Raw genomic sequence first — 15648 nt, forward strand, 5'->3', positions numbered from 1 at the left:
TGGCGAGCGCGAGGTTCCTGCGGGCGTTTGACGGTGCGTCCGGGCGCGGGGCAAATCGCCGCATCACCGGCTTCAAGGGTTCACATTCAACTTCGCTAAGCTTCTCTGTGCGCGATTAAGCGTGCGCACGCTCTGTGAGGCCTAATGAACGCCGCTCCCCCTGTGGACGCCCACGCCGTCGACTCGGTCTTGCAGCAGGCGCTTGAAGCGGCGCCCGAGGGCTTCGCGCTGTTTGACAGCGAGGATCGCTGCGTCTTTTGGAACGCGCGCTATGGCGAACTTTGGGCCAGGTGGGGCGTCACCATGGCGGCTGGGAGCCGCTTTGAAAGCCTGTTGCGCGCAGGTCTGGCGGCAGGGCGTTATCCGGAGGCTGGCGACGACCCGGCCGCTTGGTTGGCCCATCAGCTTGAGCGGCGCAAACTGGACCACTTCGAGGAGATCCGCGAAGAGTTTGGAGAGCATCTGCGGTTCGCAAGCCGGCGCACGCCCGCCGGCGGCCTGATCACGACCTGCTTCAAGATCACCGGGCCGCGCCGGCGGGAAGTCCAAGCGCTCGCGGACGCCGGCTTTCTGGACACGATCGTCGAGAACACGCCGGCCATGCTGTTCGTCAAGGACGGCGAGACGGGGAACTTCCTGCTGGTCAACAGGGCCGCCGAGGCCCAGCTGGGCGTACCGCGCGCCGAGCTTCTTGGTCGCAGCGACTATGACTTCTTTCCCAAGGAACAGGCCGACGCTTTCGCCGCCGCCGACCGTCAGGTGATCGCGAGCGGCCGTCTCTTCACAATCGACGAAGAGCCGCTCGACACGCCGCACAATGGTCGCCGGTGGTTACACACCCGCAAGATCGCGATCCCGGGCGAGGACGGCCGCAGCCACCTGCTGGTGATCTGCGAAGACATTACCGAGCGTAAGGCCAGCGCCGCAGCCCTGGCCGAGGCGCTACAGAAGGCGGAGGCGGCCAGCGTCGCCAAGAGCGAGTTCCTGGCCAATATGAGCCACGAGATCCGTACGCCCCTGAACGGGGTGATCGGCATGGCCGAGGTGCTCAGCCGCACCGCTCTGGACGACGCCCAGCGCGAGATGATGGAGGTGATCCTCAACTCCGGCCGGGCGTTGAACCTGCTGCTCAGCGACATTCTCGATCTGTCCAAGATCGAGGCCGGGGGGCTGGAGCTGTCACGCGACCCGGTGGACCTGCGCGAGGCGATCACCGCCGCAGTCGCCGTCTTCAAAGCGGTGGCCGAGAACAAGGGCTTGGCCTTTCGACTGACCTTCGCCGACGATTTCCACGACCATGTCCTGGGCGACGCCCTTCGCATCCGACAGATCGTGGCCAACCTGACGAGCAACGCGGTCAAGTTTACCGCCTCGGGATCGGTCACGATCGAGGCCCGGACGCGGGTCGAACCGGATGGCCGTGTCGACCTGCTCGTCAGCGTCCAGGACACCGGCGAGGGGTTCGACAGCGGCATGGCCGATCGGCTGTTCGAGCGCTTCCAGCAGGCCGACGGCTCGGTGACGCGCAAGGTCGGCGGCACGGGTCTGGGACTGCCGATCGCGCGTCGTCTGGCCCGGTTGATGGAGGGGGACGTTTCCTGCGCCGCCCAGCCGGGCGGAGGCGCCACCTTCCGCTTCGAGGCCCGCCTCGCGTCCGACGCGGGGCGACCCCAGCCCAAGCCTGTCGATCCGCGCTCCGAGGGCGCGCTGGAACGGCGCCTGCGGGTGCTGTTGGCTGAGGACCATCCCACCAATCAGAAGGTGATCGGGTTGATGTTGGCGGACGCCGCTGACGTGGTCGTGGCCGTCGACGGTCGGGCTGCTATCGAGGCCTATGAAAAAGACGCCTTCGACGTTGTGCTGATGGACACCCAGATGCCGGTCATGGACGGCCTGGCCGCAATCGCCGAGATCCGCAGGCGCGAACGCGAGGCGCGGGCGCGGCGCATACCGATCATCTCGCTGACGGCCAACGCCATGCCTCATCAGGTCCAGGCCTGCCTTGAGGCGGGCGCCGATCTGCACCTGGCCAAGCCGGTCAGCATCCAAGGCCTGTTCGCCACGCTCAACGCGGCGCTGGAGGTCGGGGCGAGCCAGGAGGGCTAGAGAGTTCCCGATTGGTTTGAAACGGCAACCGGGTCCAAACGGCCAAGGTGGAGGGGGTGAGACCTGGCTTTTGTCTTCAGCCTGCCGACACAGAGGGAAAAGCGATCCGTCTACATAGCCAGCAGGCGGGCGGCTTGGTCGTCGGGCAGGGACAGGATCGCCTGGATCCAGATGATCGCCGCCGCGCATCGCTCCCCGTCGTTGGGTGAGCGCGGCTGACCGCTGGACACGGCCTTGATCCAAGCCAGGTCGCCGCCTTTCTGGGCGAAGGTTTCAACGGCCTTCTGAAGGTCAGCCTCCGAGGCTGGGCCGCGCGTTACAGGCTGCTTTTGCCCCTTCACGGCGATCTCGAATTGCAAGGCGTTGTGCGCGTTCAGCTTGGGTAGGAACTCGCGCGGTATATTGGTGGCGGTGTCCTGTGTTAGGCCGCCGTATTCGACGTACTCATAGCACATGCGCGGATAGACCGGCTTCACCTCGGTCATCAATCGCAGTTGCGCCTGGCCGTAGGCTATGAGGTCAGCGTCCGGCGCGCGCTTGGCGTTGGGCAGCACGCGGTCGCGGATGCCGCGCATGAAGGTGAAGGTACGGTTCTGGGCTTCCAGCGCGTTTGCGCCGCCGCTCTTCGCATAGCGGATAAGGTCTGTCTCGAAGGCGGCGTAGTCCTCGGGGAAATGCTTACGGACCAGATCAAAGGTCTCGCCAGCGCCGGCGGCCTTGAGGCCGTAGCGAAAGCCTTCGCGATCCGCTTCAGTCACCTCGACGCCGGCCGTGGCTGACGCGGTCGGAGGCGGTGTCTGAGCGGCGGCCGCCAGAGGCGTGCTGGCCAGGAAGAGCGCGGCCAGAACGATCAAGTGACGCGACATACCTACCCCGAACGACAACTATAGGTGATTGAAGCCCTATCGTTGCAATCACTAGCCTTTGGCGGTGGGAGGCGCCAGGGGTCTGTTGGCGGCGTGGCTTCCGATGTGAATTCGCCTCATCGAAATCCCAATACGACGACGGCTTGGCGACGAACCCAAGAGCGGCCTGACGACTTGAGTGGTGGGGGCCAGCAGTCGTCCTCGCCCTGAGCTTCTCGAAGATCGAGGCGCGCCGGCGACCTGATAGGAAATCAGGCTTTCGGCTTAGCTGTGCGGGGCTTGCGGGCCTTCGGCGGGGCGGGTTCATCCGAGGCCTTGGCTTTGGCGCCGGGTCGCGCCTTGGGCTTCGCCTTCGCCGCTGGCTCTGGATCCTTGGCGACCGGCTCCGGAATCTCCACCCCGATCCTGGTCAGCACCTCGCGGGCGGCGCGGTCGGTCTCGTTGACGGGTTCGTAGGTCCAGCCGTGGAAGGCCCCGCCATAGGGGCGTGCCGCGCCCTGACGTTCCAGCTCTTCGTGGAACAGGCGGAACTTCAGGCTCGAGCCGTCCATCTTCAGCACGAACACGGGCTTGCCGGTCGAGGCGGCCTCCGTGGCCATGTTGGTCGAGTCCTCGGTGACGAGGATATAGTCGGCCGCAGCCAGGAAGGCGAAGTAGGGGTTGGCGCCCTCACCGTTCCAGATCACGCCGGGCAGGTGGCGCAGGCGCGCGGTCATCAGCGCCCGGGCGGGGTCGGGCGTGCGGCGCGAGAAGGTCATCAGCAGGCTGCCGCCGTCCTGCTCCAGCGGAATCTGGATCGAATGGGCGATCTGGGCCGCCCGCTCGCTGGAGAGGTCGAAGGCCTTGGACTTACCGCCCACCAACACCGCCACGCGGGGCTGGGGCAGGGGCTCGATCAGGTCCTTGAAGGCCTCATACTCGCCCGACAGGCGCTGAGGAGTCACCCGGTGCGGCGAGCCGGTGATCGGGAAGATGTTGTCGCCCGACATGCGGTCGTGCTTGGGCGGAATGACCAGGTCGAACATGGGCGCCGGCACGCGCGGGTCCTGGATCTGAACCACGAAGGTCTTGCCGCCCGACCAGCGCTTGGCGCGGATCGAAAGGGGCAGGGTGGCGCGGCCGGCGGCGATCCACAGGTCTGGCCAGTCGTCGGGGTTCCGGCTCGCGGGGATGCCGCTCTCCGGCGTCAGCCAGCGCTTGGGCAACAGGTTCAGCCACCAGGGCAGGCGCCCGGTGTTTCCCTGCCAGCCAACGCGCTTGACGGTGACCTCGCAGGGGACCAGACGCGCGAGCGCCTCCGACAGGCCCACCACCTGGGCCTCGATGCCGGCGCGACCATCGGAAACGGCCCACACCTTCAGCGGCGGGGTCTTCGACGGGGCGGGGGTGTCCTGGGTCAAGTGATCGATCCCGGAAGCGCGAAGGGGCCGGCGGCAAACGAAACAAGGCCGCTAAGCTAGCGGCCTCGCTTCCTTGAACCGGACTTGTGGCGGTGCTGAGGCGGAAGGCCGCCTTACAGCCACTCCACCTTGAGGATCTCATAGGCCTTCACGCCGCCGGGCGTGTTGACCTCGACCACCTCGCCGACTTCCTTGCCGATCATCGCGCGCGACAGCGGCGAGGACAGCGAGATGCGGCCCGACTTCACGTCGGCCTCGTGGTCGCCCACGATCTGGTAGCGCGCCTCTTCCTCGGTGTCCTCGTCGACCACCGAGACGGTGGCGCCGAACTTCACCTGCTTGCCCGAGAGCTTCGAGACGTCGATGACCTGGGCGCGGGCGATCTTGTCCTCGATCTCTGCGATCTGGCCTTCGATCCAGCCCTGACGCTCCTTGGCGGCATGGTACTCAGCGTTTTCCGACAGGTCGCCGTGCGAACGCGCCTCGGCGATCGCGGCGATCACGGCCGGTCGTTCGACGGTCTTCAAACGCTTCAGTTCTTCGTCGAGGGTCTGGTACCCCGCGACGGTCATCGGCACTTTTTCCATTGCGGATTTTAGCTCGGACGCCTTGGGAGGAAGATCTTCCAGTCGCGGGCGCGCACAACCGGGGGCTGGGAGGATAGGCGCCCGCTCCCGGTAACGCAAGGGGGCCAAGCTCCAGCTTAGGCTTGAAGGGGGCGCCGACCCGCGCCCCCGGCGGTCTAGGCTCGGCGCCGGAGCGGCTGCTGGACATGCCCATGGGGCAGCTCGAACTGGTTCACCAGTTCCGCCAGCTGGGCGGCGTCGGCGTTCAGGGTCTGAGTGGCGACTGAGGTTTGCTCGACCATGCCGGCGTTCTCCTGCAGCACCTGATCCATCTGGTTTACCGCGCCGTTGATCTGGGCCAGGCCGTTGGCCTGTTCCTGGGCGGAGGCGGCGATGGTCCGGACCAGGCCGTCGATCTCGGCGATCTGGGCCACGATACGCTCCAGCGCCTCGCCGGTGCGGCCCACCAAGCCCACGCCGGTCTCAACCTGCTGGGTCGAGGTCGAGATCAAGGTTCGGATCTCCTTGGCCGCCTCGGCCGAGCGCTGGGCCAGGGCGCGGACTTCCTGCGCCACCACGGCGAAGCCACGACCGGCCTCGCCGGCGCGAGCGGCCTCGACGCCGGCGTTCAGGGCCAGCAGATTGGTCTGGAAGGCGATCTCGTCGATGACCCCGATGATCTGGCTGATCGATTGCGAGGAGTCCTCGATCGCGGTCATCGCCGCGACCGCCTGTTCCACGACGTCGCCCGAGCGACGGGCGTCGTCGCGAGCGCGGCCCACCACGTCGGCGGCCCGGTTGGCGCCCGTGGCGGTCTGGCCGACGGTGGCGGTGATCTCGTCCATCGCCGCAGCGGTCTCCTCCAGGCTGGCGGCCTGGCGCTCGGTGCGGCGGGCCAGATTGACGGCGGCCTCGGCGATCTGGTCGGAACCGGCGCGCACGCCGCTGACCCGCTGTTCGATCACCGAGAGGGCGTCGGCCAGCTTGTCGGCGGCGGTGTTGAAATCGGCGCGAAGCGGTTCGTAGGCTTCGGCGAAGCGATCGGTGAGGCGCAAGGTCAGATCGCCTCGGGCCAGATGCGACAGACCCTGTCCAAGCGCGGCGACGGCGTTGGCGCGCTGGGCCTCTTCCCGCTCCCGTGCGGCGGCGTTGCGCGCGTGAGTTTCTTCTTCGGAGCGACGCGCGCTCTCGGCGGCGTCGTTGGCGGCGCGGGCCTCGCCCACGGCGTCTTCGGCCTTAGCGCGCTCGGACGAGGCGACGGCGAACATGTTGTTGACGCTGGCGGTCACCGCGATCAAGGCGCCCGCCTCGACGATCAGGATGACGGCGTGGACGATGACGCGACCCAGGCTCGCCGAACCCGGAAACACCGCGCTCGGCAGCAGGTAGGACAGGCCCAGGTGATGCACGGCGACGGTCGCAGCGGCGGCGGCGATCACCACCCAGTCGCAATAGACCACTAGCAGGGCCAGGGCGGCGAAATAGGCCATGTGCATGTCAGTCTGCCACGCATGACCGCCCATGGCCGCGACCAGCAAAGACACCTGCGCCATCAGCGCGACGCCGACCAGGGCGCGCCCGCCGGAGCCTTCGCCGCCGAACTTCCAGGCCAGGCTCGCGCCGACCGCAACCAACACCGCCGCGATCGCAACGCCCATGACCGGTTCATGGACCGCAAGGCGTGCGCCGAGCACGATGGGAACCATCAGCCAGGCGAGGGCGATGATCAGCTTGCCGCCGACTTGGCGCTGGGCGTCCAGGTTGGAAAAGGTAATCTTCATGACGGTACTGGCTCCGAGACCGGGCGCGCGCAGACGCCGGCGAGGGCGGGATCGAGCAAAAGCAGAGCGCCGGCGGTCCGGGCGCGCTGGTTCAAGGCGGCGGGGTCGCCGCGCAGAATGACGATGAACGGCGCGCCGCCCGCTCCGGCGATGTCGCCGGCGGTCCCCGCCGCGCCGATTACGCGGGCGGCGTCCCACCAGGGCGGGAACACCGCCGCCACGCGGCCGGGCGTACGCGGTTGTGCGTCAATGGCGACGGCCGCGAAAAGGCTTGCGATGATGCCTAGGGTTGAGAGGACGAGCGGCCCAGCCACCGCAGTGAAGCGGCGGGTTGTAGAGGTTTGCGTACCCACGGGGCGATCTCCAAACGGGCCGGGGCGTTAACCGCACAATCCGTATGGCCGTTGTCGTCGATCGTCCCTTCTCTCAAGGTTAATTCCCGTCAAAAGCGGCGCTTCGCCGCAGGCTGAACGGCCCAGTCTTGATGTCGATCAAGACTGGGCCGCGAACCTCACCGTTTTGCCGCAGAATCACCGCGCTCAAGCGTCTTTGGGTGTCGTGTTGATCATCCAGGGAATGCCGAACTTGTCGGTGAAGCTGCCATAGCCCGGCGACCAGAACGTCTCCGCGAAGGGCATGCCGATCGTTCCGCCCTCCGAGAGGGCGTCGAACACGCGGCGGGCCTCGACGGGATCGTCGGTGTGGTAGGTGACGTCAAAACCGTTCTTCGGCTTGTCGATGTTCGGGGCGAATTCGGGCGGCATGTCCGCGCCCATGATCGACTGGTCGCCGACGTCCAGCCAGGCGTGCATCAGCCAGTCCTTGTACTTGGGGTCCATCGGCGGGCCGTCGGGCGGACCCTCGCCGAACGGAAAGGCGGCCGTGATCTTGCCGCCCAGAACCTGAGCGTAAAACTCGAAAGCCTGGCGACATTGGCCCTGAAAGCTGAGGCTGGTGACGATCTTCATGGCGTTCCTCCTTGTGTCGGTCTTGAGACTAGCGCCGGTCCGTGTCGCTTTCTGGCAGCAGGCGTCAGGCGTAGTCGTAGGGGCCGCCGCGCTGCAGGGCGCGCTGATAGGCGGGGCGGGCGTGGATGCGGTCGAGGAACGCCTTGATCCGGGGGCGATCGGCGGCTCCGGCGCGCTGGGCGGCCGCCTCTAGCGGGAAGCTCATCATGATGTCGGCGCCGGTCAGCTCCGCGCCCGCGAACCAGGTCGACTTGGCGAGCTCCGCCTCCCAATAGTCGATATGGGCCTTGAGCTGCGGATCGACGAAGCCCTTCTGGGCGCGGGCGGCGATTGACTTCACCAGCCCCTTCATCAGGCCGGGCGCGCGAGCGGGCAGGGCGGTGAACACCAGCTTCATCAGGAGCGGCGGCATGGCCGAACCCTCCGCGTAGTGCAGCCAGTAGGTATAGCGCAGGCGTTCGGACGTGCCGGGCGCGGGCACAAGGCGGCCGCCGCCGTACATGGCGACGATGTACTCTACGATCGCGCCGGTCTCCGCCAACACCGTGTCGCCGTCGGTGATCACCGGGGACTTGCCCAGCGGGTGAATGGCCTTCAGCTCGGGCGGCGCCAGCATGGTCTGGGCGTCGCGCTGATAGCGCTTGATCTCGTAGGGCAGGCCCAACTCCTCAAGCAGCCAAAGCACGCGCTGGCTGCGCGAATTGTTGAGGTGGTGGACCACGATCATCGAAGGTTTCCCCATTTTGGATAAGGCGTCGACCGACGATGCGGCCGCGTTCAAGGTTCGGCAAGATTTACCATCTCTTCTCTCGCTCCAGTCGAGTTGGGGAGAGTAAGGATGACCGGAGCGTTCAATCGGTTATCTCTGGCGGGTAAGCTGATGGTCGCGGGGGGCGGAGCCCTGGGCGTGCTCCTGGTGGCGGCCTCGCTGCTGATCACCTGGAGCAGCGATGTCGCGGTCCGCGACCTGGCCGAGCGCTACGCCGCCAGCATGACCGGCGAGAGCGCTCAGGGGGTCAAGAACGACCTCGACGCCGCCGACGCGGTGGTGCGCTCCTCGGCCGCGCTGTTTGCGGCCAGCTATGAGGCCGGCCTGCGGGATCGCGCTCTCTACATGGCGCAGCTGAAGCCGGTCTCGACGGCCGCAGACGCGATGCTGGGCGGCTGGCTGATGTTCCAGCCCAACGTCCTGGGCGACGATGCGGCCTATGCGGGGAAGGCCGAGCTGGGCTCCACCGCCAGCGGTCGCTTCATCGGCTACTGGGTGCGCGAGGGCCAGCGTGTTGCGATCTCGGGCGGCGACGACGGCGAGTTCGACGAGGACTTCTACAAGACCAGCTTCAACAGCGGCCGACCGGCGGTGATGGAGCCCTATTCCGACAATGTCGCCGATGGCGGGGACCAGAAGCAGGTGCTGATGACCTCCATCACCTATCCGGTGATTGCGGGCGGACGGGTGATCGGGGTGATGGGCGCGGACCTGGCGCTGGACGACATCGCCGCGCGGCTGAACGCGCTGAAGCCCTTCAACGACGGCCGGGCCATGCTGGTCTCGTCGGGCGGCCTGTGGGTGTCGCATCCCGACGCGGCGCTGCGGATGAAGCCCTACGCCGATCCGGGGCTGGACGTGGTGCGCCGGGTCATGGTCGACGGTAAGCCGGCGGTGGTTGCTGGGGTGAGGTTGAACGGCCACAAGGCTCAGCGCCTGGTGGCGCCGGTGCGGCTGGCCTCGGGCGCGACCTGGGCCATGGTGGTGGATGTCAGCGAAGCCGCGCTACTGGCCCCTGCCCGCCGCCTGGCGGTGGGCCTGGCGATCGGGGGGCTGGCGCTTCTGGCGGCGGCGCTCGGCGTGCTGGCGGTGGCCTCGCGGGCCTTGATCGCCCGACCTCTGCTGACGCTGCGCGAGACGGTGAAGGGCCTGGCCGAGCACCGCTATGACCGTCCGGTCACCGAGACCGAACGCGCCGACGAGATCGGTTCGATCGCCCGCGCGCTTGAGACCTTGCGGGCGGAGCTGGCCCGCGCCCAGGCGCTGCGCGATGAGCAGGACGCCCTGCGCCGGGCGGCCGACGCCGATCGTGATCGCGCCGCAGCCCTGACCCTGTCGATCGACGAGCAGACCGATGTCGTCACCCAGGTTGGCGACGCCTTGGCGGCGGTGGCGGGCGGCGACCTGTCACGCCGCATCGCTGGCCCCTTTGCGCCCGTCTACGAGCCGCTGCGCCAGGACTTCAACACCGCCGTTGAAAGCCTGGAGCAGGCGATCGGCGAGATCGCCGAGGCCGCCGACGCCATCGGCGCGGCCGCCGACACCCTGTCGCAGGCCTCTGGCGAGCTGGCGCGTCGCACCCAGCGCCAGGCCATGGGACTTGAGCGCGCCGCCGGTTCGCTCAACGCCGTCACCGACGCCATGGGCGGCGCTGCGGCCGACGCTGACGAGACCCGCCGACTGGTCGGTTCCGCGCGGGGCGAGGCCGACCAAGGCGGCGCGGTGGTCAGCGAGGCCGCCCAGACCATGGGCCAGATCGACGCCTCCTCGCGCCGGATCAGCGATATCGTGGGGCTGATCGACGATATCGCCTTCCAGACCAACCTTCTGGCGTTGAACGCCGGGGTCGAGGCGGCGCGGGCCGGTGAGGCCGGACGCGGCTTTGCGGTGGTGGCCCAGGAGGTCCGCGCCCTGGCCCAGCGCTCGGCGGAGTCCGCGCGGCAGATCAAGGGGCTGATCGGCGAGTCCGGCGCCAGTGTCGAGGCCGGGGTGGCCTTGGTCGAGCGCACCGGCGCGGCGCTCCACGGGGTGGCCGGTCGGATCGCCGGCATCGACGCTGCGGCCAGCCGCATCGCCGAGGCGTTGCGGGATCAGGCCCGCGACCTCAGCGCCGTCAACACCGAGGTCTCGGAGATCGAACGCTTCACTCAGGAAAACCTGGCCATGGTCGAGAAGGCCCGCGTGGCCGACGAGGCCCTGGCCGGCCAGGGCGCGCGTCTGATGTCTCTGGTGGGACGCTTCCGTCTCGGCGCGACCCGCCGCCGCGCGGCTTAGTTCGGGGGGGGGGCAGGCTCAGGCCGACGCCGTCTCGATCTCGTCCATGATGGCTGCCCGCCAGCCGCGCTCGAGGGTCCACGCCGCGATGCCCAACCACAGCAGGCCCAGGAACGCGTGGCCGCGCTGCCAGTAGCCGACGTCATGGCCTGTGCGGACGTTCCAGACACCGGTCAGCAGCGCGAAGACCAGCAAGAGGCCGAAGAACCAGCCGAGGGAAAAGTGCGCCAAGCGCCGGTAGCCCGGCTGGCCCCACAACGCCCAGGCGGCGAACAGCGGGGCGAACTGGATGCCCAAGCCCACGCCGCAGGCGCGGTGCATCGGGTCGGGCCAATGGAAGATGCCGGCGAACACCGCGCCGAGGCCCGTCAAGGCCACGAACAGGCCGGCGAAGGCCGAGACGACCCGGCGTCCGCCGGCGTGTTCCAGCGCGTGGGTGAACCCTGCGCCGGCGAACAGGCCCGCGATCCCGGCGACGACCATGCCGTAGTTGAAGATTTCGGGCATTGGCGCGGCCGGTCCGCCCAGCTCGCTAATGAACTGAGCGCCGGCGTCAAAGCCTGGAAACAGCCGCTGCGCCAGCCAGACGTCGGCCACCATCAGGGCCGGCGCGATCACGCCGATCTTCAGGTAGGCGCCGGTGCGGGCGGTCAACAGATCAGTCCTGATTGAAGAGACGACTAGAAATCGCGCGGGGCGGCGGCGGGGTCAATCCAGCGCGTCCACCAAAACACCATGTCATCCCGGCCGGACCCCGGCGAAAGCCGGGGGAGAGCCGGGACCCAGGGGCAAGCGGCCGTGCGTTGGCCCCTGGGTCCCGGATAGCCTTTGCGAGGCTTCCGGGATGACAAGCTGAGGCGCCTACTTCGCCGCCGACGGGTGACCGGCCGGAGCGAAGGCGGCGCCGAAGAAGTCGCCCTTCTTCCAGGTCGGGCGGGCCGGCGCATTGGCCAGTTCGCGGGCGATCTCGTAGTTCACCAGGGCGAACTTGGCGGCGGCCTGATAGTCGATCGGCTGCTTCAGGTCGTCGGCCGGGTGGTGATAGTTGGTCTTCAGGAAGGTCGTGAAGGCCTTCTCGCCCCCGTTCTGGAAGCCCGTCATCAGGAACACCGACGGCACGCCCTGTTCGACGAAGCGGTAGTGGTCCGAGCGGGTGAACAGGCCTTCTTCCGGCAGCGGGTCGCCCGACAGGCCGATGCCCAGGCGGTCGGCGGCGTGCTTGACGGCGTCGCCGACGGTCGAGCGGTTGGCGCCGAACGCGATCACGTCGGTGAACGGATACAGCAGGACCGGCATGTCCAGGTTCACGTTGGCGGCGATGTCGGCCTTCGTCACCGTCGGGTTGTTGGCGAAGTAGTCCGAGCCGACCAGGCCCTTTTCCTCGGCGGTCACCGCCAGCAGGATGATCGAGCGCTTGGGGCGCACCTTGCTGTTCTTGAAGCCGCGCGCGACCTCCAGCAGGGTGGCGATGCCCGAGGCGTTGTCCAGCGCGCCGTTGTTGATGGCGTCTTCGCCGGGCTTGGCGTTCGGCTTGATCCCGATGTGGTCCAGGTGCGCCGACAGGATGATCGTCTGGGCCTTCAGGGTCGGATCCGAACCCTCGATGACGCCGACGACGTTGCTGCTCTCGCGCTTCTCGACCGCGGTCTTCAGCTCGATCTTGACCTTGGTGGCCAGCGGGAAGCCCTTGACGGCGCCTTCCGGCTTCTCGGCCTCGGCCATGGCGGTTTCCAGCGAGCCCGCCGCGCCGGCGAACAGCTTGGCCGCGCCGGCCTGGCTCAGCGACGCAAGCGCCGGGGCGCCCGGGGCGCGGATGGAGCCGACGTCTTGGGCGTTGCGCCACACCACGCGCCAAGCCTTCATGCCGGCCACGCCCGCCTTGAACGGACGGCGCTTTTCGCCGCTCGGGGTCGACAGGGTGATGACGCCGACGGCGCCGCGCTTCTCGGCTTCCGCCCGCTTGGTGTTCGGGCTGCTCAGGTGCGCGCGCTCTTCGGTCTGGATCGAGGCCGGGGCGCCGCCCAGCATGACGACGATCTTGCCCTTCACGTCCAGGCCCGCATAGTCGTCGCGGTTACGGGTGGGGTCGACCACGCCGTAGCCGACGAACACCACCGGCGCCTCGACCGTCAGGTCGGTGGCCTGGGCCTGCGGCGTGGGCAGGAAGTCTTCGCCGAACGTGAGGGCCACGGCTTTGCCGTCGGCGCCCGTAACGGTCATCGCGCCTTCGCCCGCCGGGCGGAACGAGATCAGCGGCACGCGCTGGAGGTAGCCGCCGTTGTCGCCGGCCGGCTTGACGCCGAGCAGGGCGTACTGGGCGGCCACATAGTTGGCGGCGATGTCATAGCCACGCGTTCCGGCTTCTCGCCCTTCCAGCAGGTCGTCGGCCAGGAAAGTCATATGGGTCTTGATGATGTCCGCCGACGGGGTGAAGTCAGAGACCGGGCCGGTCTTCTTGGGCGCCTTCGGGGCGACCTTTTGGACGGCGGCGGGCTTGGCCGGCGCCTGCGCCAGGACCGGTTGCGCGACCATCAGCAGGGCGGCGCTGGCGAGCGCGGCGCGACGGATAAACGACATGACTTGAGACGCTCCTCGGGCGTGTAGCCAAAATTATGATTGGTTTTGGAGGCGCGACCGCCCCAATCCCCCGCGGCGCGGACCCCCAAGTCCGCGACGGCGGCGAACCATGTCGACCCTGTGACAGCTTGTCGAGACGGGGGAGTCTGAACGTTTTGTAATCTTGGGCAGGTTTTGGCGTGAAGCGCGGCGTTAGGGTCAGGCGGTTCCGCCCTCGCCCCAACACGCGCACGCCGTGCCCGTGAGCGGTCCGAGGGGCGGAAGATCGCACCTCATCCGAGGGGCTGATCAAACCCGTTGCGGGTTAACGGGCGTCAAAAATCGTCACCGAGCCGTGAATTTTACCATCTCTCCTCGCCAGGGCTTAACCCAACCTATCGGATAACCCCAGGCAAGCAGAGAGGACACTGTCATGCAGGCCCTATCCATTGCCGCCTCGGGGATGCTCGCCGCCGCCGATCGGCTCAGCGCCAGCGCCCAGCGCGTGGCGGCCGGCGAACAGCAGGCCGAGAAGAACGCCGAGCCCCGCGACGTCGACTACGTCAAGGAGCGCGTCGAGCAGATCGGCGCCTCCACCGACTTCAAGGCCAATGCGGCGGTGGTCCGTACGGCCGACAAGATGACCGGCGCCCTCCTCGACATGAAGGTCTGAGCCCGTCCATCCCTTCCGGACTCGTGTCCGGGCGATGGGCTCCCCCGCCGGACGCCTGGCAGCGCCCCCCATTGCCGCGGGCGTCCGGCCGCCGCCTCCCGCTTTGCCCCCTAGTCTTGCGGGAGGCGGCTCCCACTATTTTCAGGCTGAGATTGTTCCTGTATTGTTCTGATCGTGATGGAGCGATCTCGACAACTCGACTTCGCGCGGCGTCTGCGTCGCGACGCGCCTGCGATGGAGCGGGTGCTTTGGCGGCTTTTGCGAGATCGTCGCCTGGATAGCCTCAAGTTCCGCCGCCAACTGCCTATCGGCCGCTATGTCGTCGACTTCGCCCGCCTGCGCCATCGGCTGATCATTGAGGCCGACGGGCCATTTCACGATGCGGCGCGTGACGCCGAGCGTGATGCTTGGTTGTCCGCACAGGGCTTCCGCGTGCTCAGATTCAAGAACGAAGAACTCAACACCCCCGACCGCGTCCTGGGGCTTATCTTGGAAGCTTGCGCCGTTCCCCCTTCTCCCCTTGCGGGAGAAGGTGTCGGCGAAGCCGACGGATGAGGGGTTGATAGACCTCTCCGGAGAGCGCGGCGCGACCCCTCACCCGGCCCTTCGGGCCACCCTCTCCCGCAAGGGGAGAGGGCAGCAGGTCTTCACCCCGGCGTCAGCACCATTTTCAGCGCGCCCGCCTCGCGGCTCTCGAACAGGCGGTAGGCCTCGGCGCCGTCGCTGAGCGCCATGCGGTGGCTGATGTACTTCTCGGGCCGCAGGCGTCCTGAGCGGACCAGCGGGAAGAGCGCCGGCAGTTCCTCGGGCACCGAGCAGGTGCCGACCCGGAAGGTCAGGCCCGCCCCGAAGGCGCGTTCCAGCGGGAAGGCGAAGCGCTTGGCCTGCTGCACGCCGATCACCGACACCACGCCCCGCGGCCGCACCAGACGCAGGGCCGCGTCGACCGTCGCCTCGCCGCCGACCGCCTCGATCACGCAATCCAGGCCGCGACCCTTGGTGTCTTCGCGCACGCGCGCCAGGGCCTCGTCGGGATGCAGGGCGATCGCGCCGGCCTCTTGCGCCAGGGTCCGCCGGGCGGGCAGGGGATCGATGGCGTAGACGACGTGCGCGCCCATCACATAGGCGCTCTCCACCGCCATCAGGCCGATGGGGCCAAGGCCGATCACCGCCACGCTTGAGCCCGGCCGCACCTCGGCGTTGCGGGCCCCGAACCAGGCTGTCGCCAGAGCGTCGGTCATCATCAGCGCCTGGTCCATCGAGACGCCGTCGGGCACCGGCACGGCGTTCATGTCGGCGGCCGGCACGCGCACGGCCTCGGCCTGCGAGCCCTGCAGCCGCGCCGACAGGCCATAGCAGGCGCCTTCGGCGTTCTCGCAGGTCTGGATCACGCCCGACAGGCACGAGCGGCAGCGTCCGCAGCCCACGGCGGCCGGCAGCATCACCTTGTCGCCGACCTTCAGCCGCTGGACGCCGCGCCCGACCTCGACCACCTCGCCGACCGCCTCGTGACCGACGCAGAACCCTAGGTCCTCCGAGAAGCCATGGCCGTGATAGATGTGCAGGTCCGAGCCGCAGATCGAGCAGGCGGTGACCTTGACGATCGCGTCGCGGTCCGACTGGGGCGTTGGATCGTCCATGCTCTCGTAGCGGACGTCACGGGCGCCGTGGTAGCGCAGGGCTTTCATC

The 15648-nt window shown here is 68.2% G+C and carries 13 protein-coding genes and 1 pseudogene; 4 read left to right on the forward strand and 10 right to left on the reverse strand.

The features are described from left to right. Nucleotides 1–144: 144 nt before the first annotated feature. Nucleotides 145–2106 (forward strand): ATP-binding protein, encoded by a 1962-nt coding sequence (locus CSW63_RS07135; protein ID WP_062095649.1) that lies wholly within the window; start codon nt 145–147, stop codon nt 2104–2106. A gap of 110 nt (nt 2107–2216) precedes the next feature. Here the strand turns inward: CSW63_RS07135 and CSW63_RS07140 are convergent, their stop codons facing one another. The 7 genes from CSW63_RS07140 to CSW63_RS07170 all read right to left on the reverse strand — a co-directional run bounded on the left by CSW63_RS07140 (nt 2217) and on the right by CSW63_RS07170 (nt 8414). After that, entirely contained in the window at nt 2217–2972 is a 756-nt protein-coding gene (locus CSW63_RS07140; protein ID WP_062095647.1) for a hypothetical protein, read from the reverse strand. A 251-nt stretch (nt 2973–3223) separates the two neighbouring features. Next, nucleotides 3224–4372 (reverse strand): mitochondrial fission ELM1 family protein, encoded by a 1149-nt coding sequence (locus tag CSW63_RS07145; protein ID WP_062095645.1) that lies wholly within the window; start codon nt 4370–4372, stop codon nt 3224–3226. A gap of 113 nt (nt 4373–4485) precedes the next feature. Beyond that, entirely contained in the window at nt 4486–4959 is a 474-nt protein-coding gene (gene greA / locus CSW63_RS07150) for a transcription elongation factor GreA (RefSeq protein ID WP_062095643.1), read from the reverse strand. Between the two features lie 155 nt (nt 4960–5114). Continuing rightward, entirely contained in the window at nt 5115–6719 is a 1605-nt protein-coding gene (locus tag CSW63_RS07155; protein ID WP_062095641.1) for a methyl-accepting chemotaxis protein, read from the reverse strand. Next, on the reverse strand, nt 6716–7072 hold the full coding sequence (locus CSW63_RS07160) for a hypothetical protein (protein ID WP_082749448.1): 357 nt from the start codon (nt 7070–7072) through the stop codon (nt 6716–6718). Before CSW63_RS07160 ends, CSW63_RS07155 begins: the two co-directional genes overlap by 4 nt. 186 nt (nt 7073–7258) lie before the next feature. Next, nucleotides 7259–7687 (reverse strand): VOC family protein, encoded by a 429-nt coding sequence (locus tag CSW63_RS07165; protein WP_062095640.1) that lies wholly within the window; start codon nt 7685–7687, stop codon nt 7259–7261. Between the two features lie 64 nt (nt 7688–7751). Then, complete coding sequence (locus CSW63_RS07170; RefSeq protein WP_062095637.1) at nt 7752–8414, reverse strand: glutathione S-transferase family protein; 663 nt, start codon at nt 8412–8414, stop codon at nt 7752–7754. 111 nt (nt 8415–8525) lie between these two features. Here CSW63_RS07170 and CSW63_RS07175 point away from each other — a divergent pair, with 111 nt between their 5' ends. Continuing rightward, nucleotides 8526–10730 carry a methyl-accepting chemotaxis protein gene (locus CSW63_RS07175; RefSeq protein ID WP_062095635.1) on the forward strand — a complete coding sequence of 735 codons (2205 nt, stop codon included), beginning with the start codon at nt 8526–8528 and terminating at the stop codon, nt 10728–10730. A gap of 18 nt (nt 10731–10748) precedes the next feature. Here CSW63_RS07175 and CSW63_RS07180 read toward each other — a convergent pair whose 3' ends face one another. Continuing rightward, complete coding sequence (locus tag CSW63_RS07180; protein ID WP_062095633.1) at nt 10749–11399, reverse strand: DUF998 domain-containing protein; 651 nt, start codon at nt 11397–11399, stop codon at nt 10749–10751. 192 nt (nt 11400–11591) lie between these two features. After that, nucleotides 11592–13307 (reverse strand): M20/M25/M40 family metallo-hydrolase, encoded by a 1716-nt coding sequence (locus CSW63_RS07185; RefSeq protein WP_099503856.1) that lies wholly within the window; start codon nt 13305–13307, stop codon nt 11592–11594. Nucleotides 13308–13719: 412 nt separating this feature from the next. On the opposite strand from CSW63_RS07185, the gene CSW63_RS07190 reads away from it, so the two are divergent. After that, nucleotides 13720–13959, forward strand: coding sequence for a flagellar basal body rod C-terminal domain-containing protein (locus CSW63_RS07190; protein WP_062095629.1), 240 nt, complete (start codon nt 13720–13722; stop codon nt 13957–13959). Nucleotides 13960–13983: 24 nt separating this feature from the next. Beyond that, nucleotides 13984–14514 (forward strand): annotated as a pseudogene (locus CSW63_RS07195) (DUF559 domain-containing protein); the annotation flags it as partial. Nucleotides 14515–14606: 92 nt separating this feature from the next. Here the strand turns inward: CSW63_RS07195 and CSW63_RS07200 are convergent. Further along, nucleotides 14607–15647, reverse strand: coding sequence for an alcohol dehydrogenase family protein (locus CSW63_RS07200; RefSeq protein WP_062095625.1), 1041 nt, complete (start codon nt 15645–15647; stop codon nt 14607–14609). Nucleotide 15648 lies beyond the last annotated feature (1 nt).

This window comes from Caulobacter sp. FWC26 (assembly GCF_002742645.2).
Classification (GTDB): domain Bacteria; phylum Pseudomonadota; class Alphaproteobacteria; order Caulobacterales; family Caulobacteraceae; genus Caulobacter.

Excerpts from the sequence above, each read along its gene's own strand:
- CSW63_RS07135 (WP_062095649.1), top strand. The coding sequence starts at position 145 with ATGAACGCCGCTCCCCCTGTGGACGCCCACGCCGTCGACTCGGTCTTG.
- CSW63_RS07140 (WP_062095647.1), bottom strand. The coding sequence starts at position 2,972 with ATGTCGCGTCACTTGATCGTTCTGGCCGCGCTCTTCCTGGCCAGCACG.
- greA (WP_062095643.1), bottom strand. The coding sequence starts at position 4,959 with ATGGAAAAAGTGCCGATGACCGTCGCGGGGTACCAGACCCTCGACGAA.
- CSW63_RS07155 (WP_062095641.1), bottom strand. The coding sequence starts at position 6,719 with ATGAAGATTACCTTTTCCAACCTGGACGCCCAGCGCCAAGTCGGCGGC.
- CSW63_RS07165 (WP_062095640.1), bottom strand. The coding sequence starts at position 7,687 with ATGAAGATCGTCACCAGCCTCAGCTTTCAGGGCCAATGTCGCCAGGCT.
- CSW63_RS07170 (WP_062095637.1), bottom strand. The coding sequence starts at position 8,414 with ATGATCGTGGTCCACCACCTCAACAATTCGCGCAGCCAGCGCGTGCTT.
- CSW63_RS07175 (WP_062095635.1), top strand. The coding sequence starts at position 8,526 with ATGACCGGAGCGTTCAATCGGTTATCTCTGGCGGGTAAGCTGATGGTC.
- CSW63_RS07185 (WP_099503856.1), bottom strand. The coding sequence starts at position 13,307 with ATGTCGTTTATCCGTCGCGCCGCGCTCGCCAGCGCCGCCCTGCTGATG.
- CSW63_RS07190 (WP_062095629.1), top strand. The coding sequence starts at position 13,720 with ATGCAGGCCCTATCCATTGCCGCCTCGGGGATGCTCGCCGCCGCCGAT.
- CSW63_RS07200 (WP_062095625.1), bottom strand. The coding sequence starts at position 15,647 with ATGAAAGCCCTGCGCTACCACGGCGCCCGTGACGTCCGCTACGAGAGC.